A 17367-nucleotide genomic window follows, 5' to 3' on the forward strand; every position below is an offset into this window, starting at 1 on the left:
CTGATGGGTCTGCCCCGCGCCCCTGACCGCCTGCCCGACGATATGGCCTTGGCCATCGGGCACGCCGTCGCCGCCTTCGGCTTTCTAGAAGAGGCCTTGAAGCGCGCCATCTTTTCCCTGACCCGTAAGGGGCTGGGGAAAGACGCCGATGATGACGCCCTGCAGGCATGGCTGCACCGGATGGAGGATGTGGCCGATGACACCCTTGGCACGCTGATCAACAGCTTTGTCGCCTCGGCCAAGGGGGCGCAGGACATCGGGCAGCTGTCCAAGGATCTGCAAAAGCTGCGGGTGCTGCGGAATTTGCTGTGCCACGCCTCATGGCGACCCGGCGCCACACAGGGCATGTGGCATCCGACCTTCATCAACACACGCGGCGAACGTCACCCCGACGATATGGCCGCCAGTGATGTGGATGCCGTGCGCGAAGACACCTTGCTGGCGGCACGGCGCGTCGTATCGATCATGCGCGCGACCGGAATCGAGGGCCAATGGGCCGGCATGTCGGATGTGGAGATTTAGACCATGCGGCTGACCGCAGATTATCCGCCCGTCTGGCTGGCCGGCAGTCTGGGCTTGGCGTGGATGGCGGGGCGTATCCTGCCGCTGTCCAGCTGGCCGGTGACAGGTACAATCCTGTGCATCGCCGGATTTGCAATGATGGCTTGGGCGGCAATCTTTATGCTGCGTCACCGCACAACAGTCGATCCGCATGGCAACCCGACTGCCCTTGTCACCACAGGGCCGTTTCACTGGTCACGCAACCCGATCTATCTGGGGGATGCCCTGATCCTGACGGGGGCCTGTCTGTGGTTCGGGGCATGGCCGGTAACGCCATTTCTGGTCTTGGGATTTGTCTATATTATAACTACCCGCTTTATCCGCCCCGAAGAAACCCGTCTGGAAACCGCCTTTCCGGCCCAATTCGCGGCATTTTCCACACGCACCCGCCGCTGGATCTGACAGGAACTTGGCGGCGGGCGGTTTCGCGCGTTGCAGATCAGGGGCGCACAGGCTAACACCTGCCAACTCAAAGACGCGAGGCACATATGTCGTCCCCCCTCCGCCTTGGCATCGCCGGGCTTGGCACCGTCGGGATCGGTGTCGTCAAGATCATTCAGAAGCATGCCGACCTGCTGTCCAAGCGGTCTGGCCGTGATGTCTGCATTACCGCTGTTTCGGCACGCGACCGGATGAAAAACCGTGACGCGGACCTGTCCACCTATCGGTGGGAAACCGATCCGATGGCGGTTGCCACCGCCGAGGATGTCGATGTCTTCATCGAACTGGTCGGCGGCGACGAAGGCGTGGCACGCGACACGATCGAGGCCGCGCTGCACGCCGGTAAGGACGTTGTCACCGCTAATAAGGCATTACTGGCCATCCACGGCCATGAACTGGCCCGACTGGCCGAAAGCCTTGGCCGCGTCATCCGGTTCGAGGCGGCTGTCGCAGGCGGTATTCCGGTCATCAAGACCATGACGGAATCCATGGCGGGCAACAGCATCACCCGCGTCATGGGCGTGATGAACGGCACCTGCAACTATATCCTGACCCGCATGGAAAGCGCCGGCTTGCCGTATGAGGCTGTCTTTGAAGAAGCTCGCCAGCTGGGCTATCTCGAGGCTGATCCGACGCTGGATGTTGGCGGTATCGATGCCGGTCACAAGCTGGCAATCCTGTCCTCGATCGCCTTCGGCACGCAGGTCAGCTTTGCCGATGTCGAGATCGAGGGCATCGAACGCGTCAGCATCGACGATATCCGTCGCGCCTCGGATATGGGCTATCGCATCAAACTGCTGGGTATCGCCCAGATGACGGCCCGCGGTCTGGAACAGCGCATGTCGCCCTGCCTTGTGCCGGCGGACAGCGCCTTGGGCCAATTGGTTGGTGGCACGAATATGGTCGTGATCGAGGGCGACGCCGTCGGCCAGATCGTTCTGCGCGGTGCCGGTGCAGGCGAAGGCCCGACCGCAAGCGCTGTCCTGTCCGATGTGGTCGAAATTGCCCGCGGCGTGCGTTTGCCTGTCTTCGGCCAGCCTGCCGAAGGTCTGACCGCTGCCCTGCCCGCGCGCACGGCAGTTCCCGCCGCCTATTACATCCGTCTGGAATTGCAGGATAAACCCGGCGCGCTTGCCAAAGTGGCGACAGTGCTGGGTGATGCCGGTATTTCGATCGACCGGATGCGCCAGTATGGCCAGCACACGCCTGCCAGCGTGCCGGTGCTTGTCGTCACGCATAAAACAACACCCGAAGCCATCGACTTCGCCATCGAGACCCTGCCACGAACCGGCGTGCTGGTCAGCGATCCGGTCGAATTGCGCATCGAGGAAGTCTGATCACAACGGGGGCCGTTCTGGCCCCCGTTTCAATATAACGAATATGCAGATGGCGATGAAGTAAGTAAGATTTTATCGGTCTGAAAACGGATAAAATCATCCATAAAACACTGATTGTATTTGCAAATCAGCCCTGTTTTGTCACCAGTCCCGAAACTGGTTTATAAAATCTTAACAAACCCTCATTGGCGTCACTGCCAGCCTGCGAAGTAGACGAAGGTTTTTAACCATTGTCGTCAAAAGGCATCTATATGAGCATCTCTCTCAATAGCCAGCATCTGGCATTATTCAGCGTTCGCGCGACCTCGGCAGCCGATATTACTGCAGATCAACGCGATATCTTTGACCGCCCCGTTACCCTTGCCCAAGCCGATACTGTCCAATCAGCCGATCAGAGCAAAGCCATCGCCAATCCAGAGGAATCGTCCGAGTGGTTGCGCAAGACGGAAACCTATCGCAGCGCGGCGACTTCACCGGCAAACCAGAACGCGGCACCAGCCGTAAGTGAACCCGCTGAGGAACGTACAGTGGCAACGCCGGTACAGACTGTTCCGGATCGAGTTTTGCCTGCTTCGCAACCGGTGGACGAACCTGTCGCGGCGGCATCACAGCCGGACGTTGAACCGGCTGCAAAGGTCGCTGAGCCGACGGCGATGGCAGCGACACCAGTAAGCCAGCAAACCGGTGCAAGCAACTCTCGTGGTTTGCTTGGGCTTCTGCTGCGCTGGTAGGATTGCCGACATAGACACGGGACCATATTGGTGGCCCCGTGTATAATTGTTGTTTCGTTGTTAGTGCTTGGCCGCTTCAAGCGCCGAAACGCCAGGCAATTCCTTGCCTTCCATCCATTCAAGGAAGGCACCGCCAGCGGTCGAGATGAAGGTAAAATCATCCGATGCGCCGGCCTTGTTCAGCGCCGAGACGGTATCGCCACCGCCAGCCACGGACACAAGGTGTCCCTGACGGGTCAATTCGGCTGCAGCCTGGGCCGCAGCATTCGTGGCCGCGTCGAAAGGCTCGATCTCGAATGCGCCAAGCGGTCCGTTCCAGATCAACGTCTTGCAGGCGGTCATTGCCTGACGCAAGGCCTCTACCGTATCGGGACCGGCGTCAAGGATCATCGCATCTGCGGGGCATTCACCCACGGGCAGCGTTTCGCTGGCGGCACCGGCCTTGAATTCACGTGCCACGACAATATCGACCGGCAAGTGGATATTGCAGCCCGTTGCCTTGGCCTTTTCCATAATAGCGACGGCGGTTTCAGCCATATCGCGTTCGGCCAAAGATTTCCCAACTTCAGTGCCTTGGGCAACAAGGAAGGTGTTCGCCATACCGCCGCCAATGACCAGATGATCGACTTTCTCGATCAGGTTCATCAGCAGATCCAGCTTGGACGACACTTTCGCGCCCCCCACAACGGCCATCACCGGACGCTGCGGATCACCAAGGGCGGCGTCCAGTGCCAGAAGTTCAGCCTCCATCAGGCGACCGGCAGCAGCATGCAGCAGCTTGGCCAGACCTTCGGTTGAGGCATGGGCGCGGTGTGATGCGGAAAACGCATCGTTGATATAGACACCGCCGAGGGCCGCCAGCGATGCGGCAAAGACCGGATCATTGGCCTCTTCCCCTTCGTGAAAGCGGGTGTTTTCCAACAGCGCGACCTGACCTGCCTCAAGCGCTGCAACCGCGCGCTTGGCCGGACCGCCAATGCAGTCTTCCGCGAAAACCACCGGCTGTTCCAAGGCGGCTTCCAGCGCGGGAACAACCTGCTTCAGGCTCATGCCTTCGACGCGCTTGCCTTTGGGGCGGTCGAAATGTGCCAGAAGAACCGGAATACCGCCCTTGGCCTGAATATCCTTGATGGTCGGCACGATCTTGTCGATGCGCGTCGTGTCGGTCACCTGACCGTTTTCGACCGGCACGTTGATATCAACGCGGGTCAACACGATCTTTCCGTCAATATCCATGTCGTCGATTGTATTGAATTTGGCCATATCGCGTCCTTTCGGGCTATGAGGCGTTGCTTTGGCTTGTCCCCGATGGCGCGGGTGACGTCAACTGTGGCAATGACCACCGGTGCGCATCTTCCTGCCTGTTTACCAACTCAAAACACGCGTCACGGTTTCGCGCGTTGCCCTTGGGCCTGACAATCCCTAAATCAGACAATGAACATGCCACAGGAGGGCCTTATGGCTGACTATAAAGATCCCGAGAATACCATCATCATCACGCTGAAGGACGGCCCCGTCGTCATCGAACTGCTGAACGATGTTGCCCCCAAGCATGTCGAGCGTATGAAGGAACTGGCCCGCGCCGGTGCCTATGACAACGTCGCGTTCCACCGCGTGATCGACGGCTTTATGGCGCAAACTGGCGATGTCCAGAACGCGAACATGGAAAAAGACTATAACCCCGGCCGCGCAGGCACTGGCGGTTCGGACAAGCCCGATCTTGAGGCCGAATTCTCCAAGCTGCCGCATGACCGTGGCACCATCGGTGCAGCACGTTCGGCCAGCCCGAACAGCGCGAACAGCCAGTTTTTCATCAACTTTGGTGACAACCATTTCCTGAACGGTCAGTACACGGTCTATGGCCGCGTGGTGTCGGGTATGGAACATGTCGACAAAATCCAGCGCGGCGAGCCGCCAGTGAACCCCGACCGCATGATCTCGGTCAAGGTGGCCGCTGATGCGTAATCTGGCCCTTATTCCCGCCTTCATCGCGCTTGGCGCAACCTCGGCGCTGGCGCAAGCTGCCAATCCGACGGTCGAAGACACCGATGGCCCGAACATGGTCATCGAAGTCGCTGATGCTGCTGGCGAGTCCAAAGGCACCATAGTTCTGGACCTGCGCGAAGATCTGGCCCCCGAACATGTCGCACGTTTGGTCGAGCTGACCAAAGAAGGCGCATATGACGGTGTGGTTTTTCACCGCGTGATCGAGGGCTTTATGGTCCAGACCGGTGACGTGCAGAACGGCAAGCAAGGTGAAGACACCTCTGAAGCCGGAATGGGCGGTTCGGACAAGCCTGATCTGGCCGCCGAATTCAGCGATGCCACCTTTGATCGTGGCACCGTCGGCATGGCGCGTTCGATGGACCCCAACAGCGCGAACAGCCAGTTCTTCATCGATCTGGCACCGGCCCCCTTCCTTGACGGCGAATATACCATCGTCGGTCAACTGGTCGAAGGATGGGATGTTCTGGACGCTATCAAGCTGGGCGATTCCGCCGCAAACGGTTCGGTTTCCGAACCCGATTACATGATGACCGTCACGATTGCCGAAGCTGAAGGCGACGACGCGTAACATGATCTGAAAAGGGGGCTCCGGCCCCCTTTTTCGCACTTGCAGCACCGCCATGGCGGGGCCATGCTGTCGAACTATGGATATGCAAAACCCAAGCGAAGCGACGTTGATCACCCCATCGGGGCGGATTGATCGTGGACGACATGGATGGCGGGCGAAATGCCTGCAAAGACTGGTCCGTATGGACCTTCCCGTGCCGCGCAGCTTTGCCATTTGCTGCAATACCGTTCGTTTGATTGCCCAAGGCCGCAGATTGCAACCCGATGTCCTGCAGAACATCCTGTCAGGCAGCGGTCTGGTCAGCGTGCGTCCTTCCGCAGTCATGCCTGAATGGGGCGGCCCCGGCACGGTTCTGAATGTCGGCATTAACGACGACCTGCATGCGCGATTGACCGGTCAGATAGGCGCGGCGAATGCCGATGCCGTCTATCTGTCCTTTATCCAAAGCTATGCGATCCATATCGCCCGTCTTGATCCCGATATGTTCACTCAGGACGGTCCGGATGCCTTGGCGCAAGCTTTGCGCTGCTATCAGGATGAAATGGACACCCCCTTCCCGCAGGATGCCAGCGAACAGCTGTCGCAGGTGCTGCGGTCCATGGCACGGGCATGGGATGGTCCAACCGCCCGTCTGCTGCGACAGGCCAAAGGTGCGCCTGCCGATGCACCTTTGGGCCTGGTCGTACAGGAAATGGCGCTAGCCCTTGGGCCGGGTCTTTGCGGGTCGGGCAGCATCCAGTGCATCGACCCCGTTACCGGCACCCCTCGCGTTACAGGGCGCTTTCGCGGCCAGCATCACGGCGCCGCCATCGGCGAAGGGGCCGAAACGCTGTATCTGACCTGTGACGAACGCGGCCCCGCGCTGGAAGACACCGCCCCTGATGTGTTTGAACGCCTGTGTGATTTCGGCGCTGCCGCTCGCAAGCGCCTGCGCGAGGAGATGCAGATCGAATTCGTGGTGACGGGTGGTGAATTATCCGTCATTGATGCCGTCCGCGTCGGACGCAGTTCACGGGCGAGTGTCCGCATTGCCGTCAGTCTGGCCCGCGATGGCATCATTCCGCATGAGGAGGCTTTGATGCGCGTCGAACCCCGCGCCCTGGCCGATCTGCTGCACCATCAGGTTGATCCGCGTGCCCCGCGCGACCTGATTACCCGTGGCATCGACGCCAGTCCCGGGGCCGCTACGGGTTACATCGTTTTCACCGCAAGCGAGGCGCAGGCCGCCAATGCACGGGGCGAGGCTTGCGTTCTGGTCCGGCGCGAAACCGCGCCCGAGGATATTCGCGGCATGCATGCCTCGGTCGGGGTGCTGACAGAACGCGGTGGCACCAGCAGCCATGCCGCGGTGATTGCCCGTGGCCTTGGCCTGCCCTGTATTGTCGGCGCTGGCGGCATCAGCATCGATCCCCGCAACAAGACCCTGCGCGCGGGCAATCGCGTTCTGAAGGCCGGTGACATGATCACCATCGACGGCAGCTCGGGCGAGGTGCTGGCGGGCAGCGCGGTCCTTTTGCCCCCCGCGCTGGATGATGCATTTACCCAGCTGATGGATTGGGCAACAGATGCCGGTGGCCTGAAGGTCCGTGCGAATGCCGATACGCCCGAAGACGCAAAGACGGCCCGCCGCTTTCAGGCACAGGGCATCGGTCTTTGCCGGACCGAACATATGTTCTTTGACGCCGAACGCCTGCCCGCCATGCGCGAGATGATTTTTGCCGACAGTCCCGAAGACCGCAAGCTGTCGCTGGAACGAGTCCTGCCCATGCAGCGCCGCGACTTTACCAGCCTGTTCGAGATTATGGCAGGTCTGCCCGTCACCATCCGACTGTTCGATCCGCCCCTGCATGAATTCCTGCCGCATGAACGCGAAGGCATGCGCGAATTGGCTGAATCGTTGGACCTGCCCCTGTCGGACGTCATCCGGCGGGTCGAGGCCTTGACCGAGTTCAATCCCATGCTGGGCATGCGGGGCGTGCGCTTGGGGATTACTGTCCCCGAAATCTATGACATGCAGGCCCGCGCCATTTTCGAGGCAACGGTCGAGGCAAGCCGCAAGGGCGATCCTGTGGTGCCGGAAATCATGATCCCGCTGGTCAGCGCAATGCGCGAGGTCGAGCTGGTGAAAACCCGTATCGATGCCGTTGCCGCCGCCGTTCGCAACGAACGTCGCACCGATTTCACCTATCGTCTGGGCGTCATGGTCGAAACACCCCGTGCCGCGCTGCGGGCGGGGGATATTGCCGCACATTCGGCCTTTCTGTCATTCGGGACCAACGACCTGACCCAGATGACCTATGGGTTGTCACGCGATGATGCCGGACGGTTCATGGGGATTTATGTCAATCAGGGCGTCTATGATGAAGACCCCTTCCATGTGCTGGACGAAGAAGGCGTGGGTGAATTGATCCTGACGGGCGTTCAACGCGCCCGCCGCCAGTCCCCCGACATCACCATTTCGGTCTGTGGTGAACATGGCGGCAATCCCGAATCCATCGCCTTCTGCCACGACGCAGGCGTTGATTACGTGTCCTGTTCGCCATTCAGGGTTCCCGTCGCACGACTTGCCGCCGCGCAATCCGCAATTCGCAGTCGAAAGACCGACGAACCGGCTTGATTCTGCAACGTAAAGTTGCGCCGCCAGATCGTGGCGTCATGAGCATACATTTGCAATTACGCTGAATCTTGCCGGAACCCGAAAATGCGGGTGGCGGAAACCTGCCCATATTGCACGAATCCGGCCCTGTTCCAGCTTTCACGACCTTGTGGGATAGAAAACCGGGTCGGGAAAAACCTAAGCACGTCGTCAGACAGCGCGTCCCTTTCAGTCTGCCCTGAAAGTCCGCGCATTAACGCCCTCTCAACGGGTTCCTTGTATAGGACTTCACATGCCCATGCTGCTTACACGGCTGGCGCACGTCTGTATTTGTGCTGCCACTGCCATACCCCTTATCACGACCGGCGCCTTCGCGGGTGGAAGCGGATCGCTGTTTTCGTCCGAGGCCGGCTTTTTCGGGTCTCTGCAGGCCGCGGCAAATATGCCCCGTCCTACGCCGCTTCTATACACGGATGCCGAACCTGTGAAGGTGCAAATTGCACCTGACGCACCAATTGAACAACTTCATCTGGCCAGTGCTAACACGCGGTATTCAAACGAAGATTTGAACTGCCTTGCCGAAGCGCTTTACCACGAGGCCCGTGGCGAAGGCGCCCAAGGCCAGCGCGCCGTCGCCGAGGTGATTCTGAACCGTGTCGACAGCCGTTCTTTCCCGACGACGGTCTGTGGCGTGATTCGCCAGCCAAGCCAGTTCAGCTATACGATTGGGGGTCGCAAACCGATCCGCAACAAGGCCGCCTATCTGCGTGCCAAGGACATCGCTGAAAATGCGCTAAGTGGTGCGCCGCGCCAATTGACCGGTGGTGCCACTTATTTCCACACCCCCTCGGTCCGTCCCGCATGGGCCCGCCGGTTCCAGAAAACCGTACAGATCGGCAGCCATATCTTCTATCGCACCGGACAGCGCGTCGCGTCGAACTAAGCGCCCATGCACCAGTGGGGCTTGTCCACGCCGCCAAATTCCTGTGAATGGCGCATATGGAACAACCTGACCGTATCTTCTTGCGCGATTACGTGCTGTCCGCCGAAATAGGCGCATTCCAGTCCGAAAGAGGATTGGATCAACGTCTGCGCTTTAATGTGACCGTGGATCTGCGCCACAGTGTGGCGGGTGCGGATGACCACGTCGATCACATCCTGTCCTATGATGTGCTGACACAGGCTGTCACGACTGCATTGGCGGATCAGCGGTATAATCTGGTGGAAACACTGGCCGAAAAAATCGCGGCCGAGGTTTTGGCCCATCCCCGCGCCGAACAGGTTGCCGTCAGCGTCGAAAAGCTGGATCGCGGGCCGGGGGCGCTTGGGGTATCGATCGCCCGCCATGCCGCGCGGACCCAAGCGACAGGTGTGCAGGCCGATGCCGTGATCATGGTTTATGCCGATGGTGCCCCACGTCCTGCGGGCGCAACGGTCATTATTCCTCAGGCCCCCGACCTGCCGCTGCCGCAAGGCGGACATCATCGCCGCATCGCGCTTTTGGCGATGGATCAGGCGGCCTGGGCGCTTTCCGCCGCATTGGATCTTGAGGTTGCGGAAACGCGCACCGAACTGGACGCTGCCATCCAGATGCAACAACCTGTGGTCTGGGCCCCGACACGTCTGGCCGCAGATGATGCAAAGGCGGGTCAAACCCCTGACACCCTTGGCTTCTGGCTGGGGTCCCGCTTGCAGGCCACGCGGATCGATTTTGTGCTGGGCCCCGATGCCCCGCTGCCTGTTCCCCCAGAAGACTTGGCCGCCGCAATCGGCCGCATTTCCCCGCAATAGGAAGCATGGGGCAGTCTATGGCAGCTGACCGGATATATTATCACCCGATCCCGCAGGCCACCGGCGGACGTTGGCGTTTGGCCGGCGGCTGGACAGGGTTCACACAGTTCGAAAGATTGCAGCGGGGGCACGCGCCAGAAATCGTTGATAATGCACCTGACGATGTGCTGCATGCGCTGACAGCCCCGCGCGCCGATCTGATGGGTCTGTCGCTGGATCAGCCACGCCTGATGGGCATCGTGAATGCCACGCCGGACAGCTTTTCGGATGGCGGCACCTATGATGCCGCGACGCAGGCACAGATGCTGATCCAAAGTGGTGCCGACATTCTGGACATCGGCGGCGAATCCACCCGCCCCGGCGCATCCGAGGTGTCGATCGCCGAAGAAACCGCCCGCATCCTGCCAGCCATCACCGCGATGGCCGGTCAGGCCCCGATATCGGTCGATACCCGCAAGGCCGCCGTGGCAAGCGTCACGGTGAATGCGGGTGCGGGTATGGTCAATGATGTGTCGGGCTTTGATTTCGACCCCGACATGCCCGCGCTTGTCGCCAAAAGCGGCCTGCCGGTATGTCTGATGCATGCACAGGGTCTGCCCCATGATATGCAGGACGACCCGCGCTATGACGATGTCGTTCTGGACGTTTATGATGCGCTGCATGACAGGATCGCACGGGCCAAAGCGGCTGGAATTCGCGCAGACCGGATTGTGATCGATCCGGGGATCGGATTCGGCAAGACACAGGCGCATAATTTGGCAATTCTGCGACGCATTTCGTTGTATCACGGGCTGGGATGTCCGATCCTTCTGGGCGTTTCGCGCAAACGCTTTATCGGAGAGATCGGCAAAGCCCCCGCCCCCGAAGACCGCGTCGCAGGCACTTTGGCGCTGACACTTGCCGCCGTGGCGCAGGGCATCCAGATCCACCGCGTCCATGATGTCGCGGAACACGCACAAGGGCTGCGCATGATCGCCGCCCTCAACGAGAACGGAAAGACAGGGATATGAGCAGGAAGTTTTTCGGAACCGACGGTGTGCGCGGACGCGCCAACACCTATCCCATGACTGCTGAAATGGCGCTGCGCCTTGGCGCCGCCGCAGGTCGCTATTTCCGCCGCGACGGGCGCAACCGCCACCGCGTCGTGATCGGCAAGGACACACGCCTGTCGGGCTATATGCTGGAAAACGCTTTGACCGCGGGTTTGACCAGTACAGGCATGAACGTGCTGCTGCTGGGGCCCGTGCCGACACCTGCGGTGGGGTTTCTGACGCGGTCAATGCGCGCGGATCTGGGAATCATGATCTCGGCCAGCCACAACCCCGCCGAAGACAACGGTATCAAGTTCTTCGGCCCCGACGGCTTCAAGCTGTCCGACGAAGCCGAAGCGGAAATCGAGGCCATCGTCGCGGGTGAGATCGAACCCGCCCAGCCCCGTAATATCGGGCGCGCAAAGCGTATCGACGACGGGCGCGGGCGTTATATGGAATATGCCAAGACCACTTTGCCTTCGGGCCTGCGGCTGGACGGGCTGAAGGTTGTGCTGGATTGCGCCAATGGTGCAGCCTATCGCGCGGCACCTGGTGTGCTGTGGGAACTGGGTGCAGATGTGATCCCGCTGGGGGTCAAGCCCGACGGTTTCAACATCAATGACGGCGTGGGCAGCACCCACCCCGAGGCGTGCGCCAAAGCCGTTCTGGAACATGGCGCCCATCTGGGTATCAGTCTGGACGGTGATGCGGACCGTGTGGTGATTGTCGACCAGAACGGTAAAGTGGCCGATGGCGACCAGATCATGGCACTGCTGGCGGCGCGTTGGGCCGAACAGGGGCGTCTGGCGGGTGGCGCATTGGTTGCGACCGTCATGTCGAACCTTGGGCTGGAACATTTCCTGCAGGCGCGCAACCTGCGACTGGAACGCACGCAGGTCGGTGACCGCTATGTCGTGGAACGTATGCGCGAGGGTGGCTTTAATCTTGGAGGCGAACAATCGGGCCATATCGTGATGACCGATTACGCCACCACGGGCGACGGTCTGGTCGCAGCGATGCAGGTTCTGGCGGCGATGGCCGAAACCGGCCAGACCTCCAGCGAACTGGTGTCGCAATTCCAGCCCGTGCCACAGCTGTTAAAGAACGTGCGCTATGCCAATGGCGCGGACCCATTGGGGCAGGACGCCGTCAAACGCGTCATTGCGGATGCCGAAACGCGTCTTGCCGGATCTGGTCGCGTTCTGATCCGCAAATCGGGCACCGAGCCTCTGATCCGTGTCATGGCAGAAGCACAGGATGAAGCTGTCCTGACCGAGGTTGTGGACGGCATCGTTGCAGCCGTTGAACGCGCCGCATGACCTGGAACCCGGGGGCGGTTCAACGCCCTCGGGTTTTCACGGCCTGCAACGGGTCATAGTCATATAGCCAGTCGAATTTCGACGGCATGACCTTTGGCGCAAAGCGGTTTGCCATACGCAGGATCGCATGGGCCGCATGACGCTTCGGCCCTCTTAGGTGGTAATTCCGCGCGTTGGCATTCGCAGCCTCGACGATCCGCGTGACCCTTGGCTGGCGCAACGCCTGATACCGCGCAAGGGCGGTCGGCTGGTCGGTTTCGGCATCAAGACAGGCGGTCAGGATCCATGCATCCTCGATCGCCATGCCGGCACCTTGGGCCAGAAACGGCAAGGTCGGGTGGGCAGCGTCGCCCAGAATGGCGATATGGTCATTGTGCCATTGTTCCGCGACCGGATGCCTGAACAGCCCCCAGATATTAGTGGCGGTCACTGCGGCCAGCCATTCGGGAACTGGACCGCCGAAGGATGAAAAGGCGCGCCGCAGGTTGTCGGGGTCATCAAGCAGCGACCATCCTTCGTCCTGCCAGTCATGCCGTTCGACCACCGCCACGATATTGCGCTGGCCATGCGCCAAGGGATAGCTGACCAGATGCTGGCCCGCGCCCATAAAAACCTGTGCTGTGGCGGATTGTGCAGGGGCATCGGGAATAATCGCCCGCCACGCCGTTTGTCCGGTGAAGAAAGGAACCTGCTGACCGTTCAGCACCTGCCGGATCGGGCTTTTCAGCCCGTCAGCCCCGATCACCAACCCGCCTTGCGGCGGCGCGTCGATCCGTGTGCCCAGCTGGATATCGACGCCAGCCGCAGCGGCAGCGGCAGCCAGAACAGCAATCAGTCGCGCACGGTGGATAATCAGAAAGCGGGCCTGCGGGCGGTGGGCCAGCAGATCCATCTGCATCACAGCCCTGCCCGCCGCGTCATGCAGATGCACAGCAGTATTACGCAAGGCATGGGGCGCGATGGCCGGACCCAGTCCAAGCGCATCCAGAACCCGCACCACATTCGCCGACAGCTGGATGCCTGCGCCCACCTCGGCCAGTTCGGCGGCCTGTTCATACAGGGTGACGCTTGCCCCGCGCTGCGCCAAGGCAAGGGCCGCTGTCAGTCCGCCGATACCACCGCCAATGATGGACACGGGACGGCCCTGTAATGCAGCTGCCATGGCGAAACACCCGAAATAACGAAATGAAAAGACCCCGCTGATGACCTGCACCGGCGGGGCAATTTGTCTTTAAACCACGACGTCAATCGTCGCGGTGGACACGCTCTTTACGCTCGTGCCGTTCCTGGGCTTCCAGAGACAGCGTCGCGATGGGGCGGGCATCCAGACGTTTCAGGCTGATCTGCTCGCCGGTCATGGCGCAATACCCGAAATCACCAGTATCGATCCGGCGAAGGGCCGCATCGATCTTGCTGACCAGTTTGCGCTGACGATCACGCGTGCGCAATTCCAGCGAACGATCGGTTTCCTCGCTTGCGCGGTCGGCCAGATCGGGCACGCTGCGTGCACTTTCCAGCAAACCTTCAAGCGTTTCCGCCGATTGGTCCAGCAATTCCTGTTTCCAGGCTTCAAGTTTTTGACGGAAATATTCGAGCTGAAGCTCGTTCATAAAGGGTTCATCCTCGGCGGGACGATAATCCTTGGGAAGGAAGGTCTGGGCTTTCATTACGTCCTCCGGCGGCGCCGGGCGGAGCAAAAATTTCCGGCACCTTGCGCGCCCCATTAAAGTATGACTGCCTGCTTGTCACTATGTTTGATCAAGGTAATCGTGTCTTACCTAAATCATGCCACACCCTATCCGGCGTTTTTTGCCAAGCCGTTCACCCTGAAGGAGAGTTTTTATGCAATTCACCGGGACCGACCGCTATGTCGCGCCGCCTGATCTGGCCGTTGCCGTCAATTCCGCCGTGACGCTGGAACGCCCCTTGCTGGTGAAAGGTGAACCCGGAACCGGCAAAACCGAACTGGCCCGTCAGGTCGCGGCCAGCCTTGGCATGCCGATCATCGAATGGCATGTAAAATCGACAACCAAAGCCCAGCAGGGTCTGTATGAATATGACGCCGTCAGCCGGTTGCGTGACAGCCAGTTGGGCGATGCCCGCGTCAACGATGTCGGCAATTACATCCGCAAGGGCAAACTGTGGCAGGCCTTCGAAGCCCCGTCCCGCGTCGTCTTGTTGATCGACGAGGTGGATAAGGCCGACATCGAATTCCCGAACGATCTGCTGCAGGAACTGGACCGGATGGAGTTCCACGTCTATGAAACCGGACAGACGGTTAAGGCGGCGCAAAGGCCGGTGGTAATCATTACCTCGAACAATGAAAAAGAACTGCCGGATGCATTTCTGCGCCGCTGCTTTTTCCATTATATCCGCTTTCCCGATGCCGAAACGCTGAAGGCGATCGTGAATGTCCATTATCCAAATCTGAAACCCCGCCTGCTGGATGAGGCTTTGTCGCAATTCGTCGAATTGCGCGATGTGCCGGGCATGAAGAAAAAACCCTCGACCAGCGAATTTCTGGATTGGCTGAAACTGATACTGGCCGAAGATCTTCAGCCCGAGGATCTGAAGCGCGACCCGGGGTCCATGTTGCCACGCCTGCACGGGGCACTGGTGAAAAACGAACAGGACATCACGCTGTTCGAAAAGCTGGCCTTTATGGCGCGCCGACAACGCTGACGTTTCGGATTGCGGCGCAGCCCCTGCCCCGCCTAGGCTGGCGCCGCAACCGAAAACGGGAGGTTTCCATGACCCAAGGCTTTGACACCACCGCCATTCACGCAGGCGCATCCGCCGATCCGGCAACGGGCGCTTTGCAGGTGCCGATTTACCAGACGACGGCCTATGCCTTTCGCGACGCAGATCACGCGGCGGCGTTGTTCAACCTGCAAGAGGTCGGCTATATCTATTCCCGCCTGACCAACCCCACCGTCGCCGCATTGCAGTCGCGCGTGGCAGCACTTGAGGGTGGCGCTGGCGCTGTCTGCTGTTCGTCAGGTCATGCCGCACAAATTCTGGCGCTGTTCCCGCTGATGGAGCCGGGGCGCAATATCGTCGCCTCGACCCGTTTGTATGGCGGCTCGGTCACCCAGTTCAGCCACACGATCCGCCGTTTCGGCTGGTCCGCGACATTTGTCGATTTCGACGACCCGCAAGCGTTGCGCGATGCCATCGATGACAACACCCGCGCGATCTTTTGCGAATCGATCAGCAATCCGGGCGGCTATGTCACCGATATCCCCGCCGTGGCCGCGATTGCCGATGACGCGGGCCTGCCGCTGATCGTCGATAACACGCTGGCCACCCCCTATCTGTGCCGCCCCATTGAAATGGGTGCGACCTTGGTGGTCCACAGCCTGACCAAATACATGACCGGAAATGGCACCGTCACCGGCGGCGTGGTGGTTGACAGCGGCAAGTTCGACTGGTCGGCCAGCGACAAATTCCCCAGCCTGTCAGCCCGCGAACCCGCCTATCACGGGCTGAAATTCCACGAGACCTTCGGCAATCTGGCTTTTACCTTCCACGGCATCGCCATCGGTCTGCGCGATCTTGGGATGACGATGAACCCGCAGGGCGCACATTACACCCTGATGGGGATCGAGACGCTTGGCCTTCGCATGCAGCGCCATTGTGAAAACGCGCTGAAGGTTGCGAAATGGCTGGAAAAAGATCCGCGGGTCGAAACAGTCACCTATGCGGGGCTGGACAGTTCGCCTTGGAAAGCGACGGCGGACCGGCTGTATCCCAAAGGTGTTGGCGGTCTTTTCACCTTTGCCATCAAGGGCGGATACGAATCTGCGGTTAAACTGGTCGGCGGACTGGATCTGTTCAGCCATGTGGCGAACCTTGGCGACGCGCGATCCTTGGTGATCCATTCGGCATCGACCACCCACCGCCAGCTGACCGAAGACCAGCAACGCGCCGCCGGTGCCGGACCTGAAATTGTCCGTCTGTCCGTGGGTATCGAGGACGCTGATGATCTGATCGCCGATCTGGATCAGGCACTGGCCAAAGCAACGGCTTGATAGAACCGGGGGCCGCGACGGCCCCCGATCCATTCAGTTGGCCGGTTCTTCCATGTCCGGCAGGGGTTCCACGATGCCGGGGGCGATCGGTTCGTCAGGCGCGGGTGCGCCGTCACCCGGCAAGGGAACGTCGCCGCCTTTGACGGGACTGCACGACCCGTCGCCCACCAGCGCGTATTCAATATCGACCTGTGCCGACATTTCCATCTGCCCTGCCTGAACCGGAACGGAATCCGCCATGGCCGCCTCCATCCGCATCATGGGACGCGGGGTGCTGCCACCAGACTGGCTGTCGCGGATGGTCAGAACAGGGCCAAGGGTCAATCCGGCAGCCTCGGCCAGAACCTGCGCCTTTCTGCGGGCATCGGTCACGGCCTGACGGCGGGCGTCGTCCTGCGCGTCGGCACCGTCTTCACGGGCAAAGGTAATGCCGCTGATCTCGTTGGCGCCGGCATTGACGATGGCGTCCAGAACCTCGCCCAGACGGGTAAGATCGGCGACACGAACCGTGACAATGTTGCTGGCCTGATAGCCTGTGACGCTTGGCGCGCGGTCTTCGTCATATTTCATCAACGGGCTCAGGTTCAGACCGGATGTCTGGATCTGCGCCTGCTCGATACCGGTATCTGTCAGGGCCTTGATGACAGCAGCCTGCTGCGTGGAATTCTGGTCCATTGCCGCATTGGCGCTGTCGGCCTGACCGGTCACACCCAACTGGATGGTTGCCATGTCGGGTGCAATGCGGGCAAGACCATCCCCCGAAACAGACAGGTGTGACATTTCTGCCATGTGTCCGCATGCCGAGTTGTTATCAGCGGCCATTGCAGGGGCAGAAACCATCGCCAACGCAGCCACGGTCAGTGCCATACGGCGTGGATTTACAAGGTGAAAGGTCGGGGACATCAATAATCCTCTTTGATCGCGTCTTCACTGTCCCATTCATGCGCGCGCCGA

17 protein-coding genes are annotated in these 17367 nt (G+C 60.4%); 13 read left to right on the forward strand and 4 right to left on the reverse strand.

The genetic code is table 11. The features are described 5' to 3' along the window. Window positions 1-3 precede the first annotated feature (3 nt). From DWB67_RS08205 to DWB67_RS08220, 4 genes are all read left to right on the forward strand, one after another. Window positions 4-522 carry a hypothetical protein gene (locus DWB67_RS08205; RefSeq protein WP_119807052.1) on the forward strand — a complete coding sequence of 173 codons (519 nt, stop codon included), beginning with the start codon at window positions 4-6 and terminating at the stop codon, window positions 520-522. 3 nt (window positions 523-525) lie between these two features. After that, window positions 526-963 carry an isoprenylcysteine carboxylmethyltransferase family protein gene (locus DWB67_RS08210; protein ID WP_119807053.1) on the forward strand — a complete coding sequence of 146 codons (438 nt, stop codon included), beginning with the start codon at window positions 526-528 and terminating at the stop codon, window positions 961-963. Between the two features lie 86 nt (window positions 964-1049). Then, window positions 1050-2339, forward strand: a complete 1290-nt coding sequence (locus DWB67_RS08215; protein ID WP_119807054.1) for a homoserine dehydrogenase — start codon at window positions 1050-1052, stop codon at window positions 2337-2339. 251 nt (window positions 2340-2590) lie between these two features. Next, a complete protein-coding gene (locus DWB67_RS08220) occupies window positions 2591-3070 on the forward strand; it encodes a hypothetical protein (protein WP_119807055.1) in 480 nt (159 codons plus the stop codon). Between the two features lie 60 nt (window positions 3071-3130). On the opposite strand, the gene pgk is transcribed toward DWB67_RS08220, so the two are convergent. Further along, complete coding sequence (gene pgk / locus DWB67_RS08225; RefSeq protein ID WP_119807056.1) at window positions 3131-4333, reverse strand: phosphoglycerate kinase; 1203 nt, start codon at window positions 4331-4333, stop codon at window positions 3131-3133. A 195-nt stretch (window positions 4334-4528) separates the two neighbouring features. Between pgk and DWB67_RS08230 the strand changes: the two genes are divergently transcribed. The 7 genes from DWB67_RS08230 to glmM all read left to right on the forward strand — a co-directional run bounded on the left by DWB67_RS08230 (window position 4529) and on the right by glmM (window position 12382). Then, entirely contained in the window at window positions 4529-5035 is a 507-nt protein-coding gene (locus DWB67_RS08230) for a peptidylprolyl isomerase (RefSeq protein ID WP_119807057.1), read from the forward strand. Further along, window positions 5028-5645 carry a peptidylprolyl isomerase gene (locus DWB67_RS08235; protein WP_119807058.1) on the forward strand — a complete coding sequence of 206 codons (618 nt, stop codon included), beginning with the start codon at window positions 5028-5030 and terminating at the stop codon, window positions 5643-5645. Before DWB67_RS08230 ends, DWB67_RS08235 begins: the two co-directional genes overlap by 8 nt. A gap of 76 nt (window positions 5646-5721) precedes the next feature. After that, window positions 5722-8262, forward strand: a complete 2541-nt coding sequence (locus DWB67_RS08240) for a putative PEP-binding protein (RefSeq protein ID WP_182911530.1) — start codon at window positions 5722-5724, stop codon at window positions 8260-8262. Between the two features lie 271 nt (window positions 8263-8533). Continuing rightward, window positions 8534-9184 (forward strand): cell wall hydrolase, encoded by a 651-nt coding sequence (locus tag DWB67_RS08245; protein WP_255418597.1) that lies wholly within the window; start codon window positions 8534-8536, stop codon window positions 9182-9184. 56 nt (window positions 9185-9240) lie between these two features. Further along, entirely contained in the window at window positions 9241-10032 is a 792-nt protein-coding gene (locus DWB67_RS08250) for a dihydroneopterin aldolase (protein WP_255418598.1), read from the forward strand. Window positions 10033-10049: 17 nt separating this feature from the next. Beyond that, entirely contained in the window at window positions 10050-11042 is a 993-nt protein-coding gene (gene folP, locus DWB67_RS08255) for a dihydropteroate synthase (protein WP_119807061.1), read from the forward strand. After that, window positions 11039-12382 carry a phosphoglucosamine mutase gene (gene glmM, locus DWB67_RS08260; protein WP_119807062.1) on the forward strand — a complete coding sequence of 448 codons (1344 nt, stop codon included), beginning with the start codon at window positions 11039-11041 and terminating at the stop codon, window positions 12380-12382. Before folP ends, glmM begins: the two co-directional genes overlap by 4 nt. Before the next feature lie 19 nt (window positions 12383-12401). On the opposite strand, the gene DWB67_RS08265 is transcribed toward glmM, so the two are convergent. Further along, entirely contained in the window at window positions 12402-13544 is a 1143-nt protein-coding gene (locus tag DWB67_RS08265) for an FAD-dependent monooxygenase (protein ID WP_119807216.1), read from the reverse strand. 82 nt (window positions 13545-13626) lie between these two features. Beyond that, window positions 13627-14049 carry an RNA polymerase-binding protein DksA gene (gene dksA, locus DWB67_RS08270; RefSeq protein ID WP_119807063.1) on the reverse strand — a complete coding sequence of 141 codons (423 nt, stop codon included), beginning with the start codon at window positions 14047-14049 and terminating at the stop codon, window positions 13627-13629. A gap of 175 nt (window positions 14050-14224) precedes the next feature. Here dksA and DWB67_RS08275 point away from each other — a divergent pair, with 175 nt between their 5' ends. Then, entirely contained in the window at window positions 14225-15064 is an 840-nt protein-coding gene (locus DWB67_RS08275; protein ID WP_119807064.1) for a MoxR family ATPase, read from the forward strand. A gap of 68 nt (window positions 15065-15132) precedes the next feature. Beyond that, window positions 15133-16413 (forward strand): O-acetylhomoserine aminocarboxypropyltransferase/cysteine synthase family protein, encoded by a 1281-nt coding sequence (locus DWB67_RS08280; RefSeq protein ID WP_119807065.1) that lies wholly within the window; start codon window positions 15133-15135, stop codon window positions 16411-16413. A 33-nt stretch (window positions 16414-16446) separates the two neighbouring features. On the opposite strand, the gene DWB67_RS08285 is transcribed toward DWB67_RS08280, so the two are convergent. Beyond that, the gene (locus tag DWB67_RS08285) at window positions 16447-17316 is read right to left on the reverse strand and encodes an SIMPL domain-containing protein (protein WP_119807066.1); all 870 of its coding nucleotides are present in this window, start codon (window positions 17314-17316) and stop codon (window positions 16447-16449) included. Window positions 17317-17367 lie beyond the last annotated feature (51 nt).

It is taken from the genome of Paracoccus sp. JM45 (assembly GCF_003590715.1).
Classification (GTDB): domain Bacteria; phylum Pseudomonadota; class Alphaproteobacteria; order Rhodobacterales; family Rhodobacteraceae; genus Paracoccus.

Excerpts from the sequence above, each read along its gene's own strand:
- DWB67_RS08205 (WP_119807052.1), top strand. The coding sequence starts at position 4 with ATGGGTCTGCCCCGCGCCCCTGACCGCCTGCCCGACGATATGGCCTTG.
- DWB67_RS08210 (WP_119807053.1), top strand. The coding sequence starts at position 526 with ATGCGGCTGACCGCAGATTATCCGCCCGTCTGGCTGGCCGGCAGTCTG.
- DWB67_RS08215 (WP_119807054.1), top strand. The coding sequence starts at position 1,050 with ATGTCGTCCCCCCTCCGCCTTGGCATCGCCGGGCTTGGCACCGTCGGG.
- DWB67_RS08220 (WP_119807055.1), top strand. The coding sequence starts at position 2,591 with ATGAGCATCTCTCTCAATAGCCAGCATCTGGCATTATTCAGCGTTCGC.
- pgk (WP_119807056.1), bottom strand. The coding sequence starts at position 4,333 with ATGGCCAAATTCAATACAATCGACGACATGGATATTGACGGAAAGATC.
- DWB67_RS08230 (WP_119807057.1), top strand. The coding sequence starts at position 4,529 with ATGGCTGACTATAAAGATCCCGAGAATACCATCATCATCACGCTGAAG.
- DWB67_RS08235 (WP_119807058.1), top strand. The coding sequence starts at position 5,028 with ATGCGTAATCTGGCCCTTATTCCCGCCTTCATCGCGCTTGGCGCAACC.
- DWB67_RS08240 (WP_182911530.1), top strand. The coding sequence starts at position 5,722 with ATGGATATGCAAAACCCAAGCGAAGCGACGTTGATCACCCCATCGGGG.
- DWB67_RS08245 (WP_255418597.1), top strand. The coding sequence starts at position 8,534 with ATGCCCATGCTGCTTACACGGCTGGCGCACGTCTGTATTTGTGCTGCC.
- DWB67_RS08250 (WP_255418598.1), top strand. The coding sequence starts at position 9,241 with ATGGAACAACCTGACCGTATCTTCTTGCGCGATTACGTGCTGTCCGCC.
- folP (WP_119807061.1), top strand. The coding sequence starts at position 10,050 with ATGGCAGCTGACCGGATATATTATCACCCGATCCCGCAGGCCACCGGC.
- glmM (WP_119807062.1), top strand. The coding sequence starts at position 11,039 with ATGAGCAGGAAGTTTTTCGGAACCGACGGTGTGCGCGGACGCGCCAAC.
- DWB67_RS08265 (WP_119807216.1), bottom strand. The coding sequence starts at position 13,544 with ATGGCAGCTGCATTACAGGGCCGTCCCGTGTCCATCATTGGCGGTGGT.
- dksA (WP_119807063.1), bottom strand. The coding sequence starts at position 14,049 with ATGAAAGCCCAGACCTTCCTTCCCAAGGATTATCGTCCCGCCGAGGAT.
- DWB67_RS08275 (WP_119807064.1), top strand. The coding sequence starts at position 14,225 with ATGCAATTCACCGGGACCGACCGCTATGTCGCGCCGCCTGATCTGGCC.
- DWB67_RS08280 (WP_119807065.1), top strand. The coding sequence starts at position 15,133 with ATGACCCAAGGCTTTGACACCACCGCCATTCACGCAGGCGCATCCGCC.
- DWB67_RS08285 (WP_119807066.1), bottom strand. The coding sequence starts at position 17,316 with ATGTCCCCGACCTTTCACCTTGTAAATCCACGCCGTATGGCACTGACC.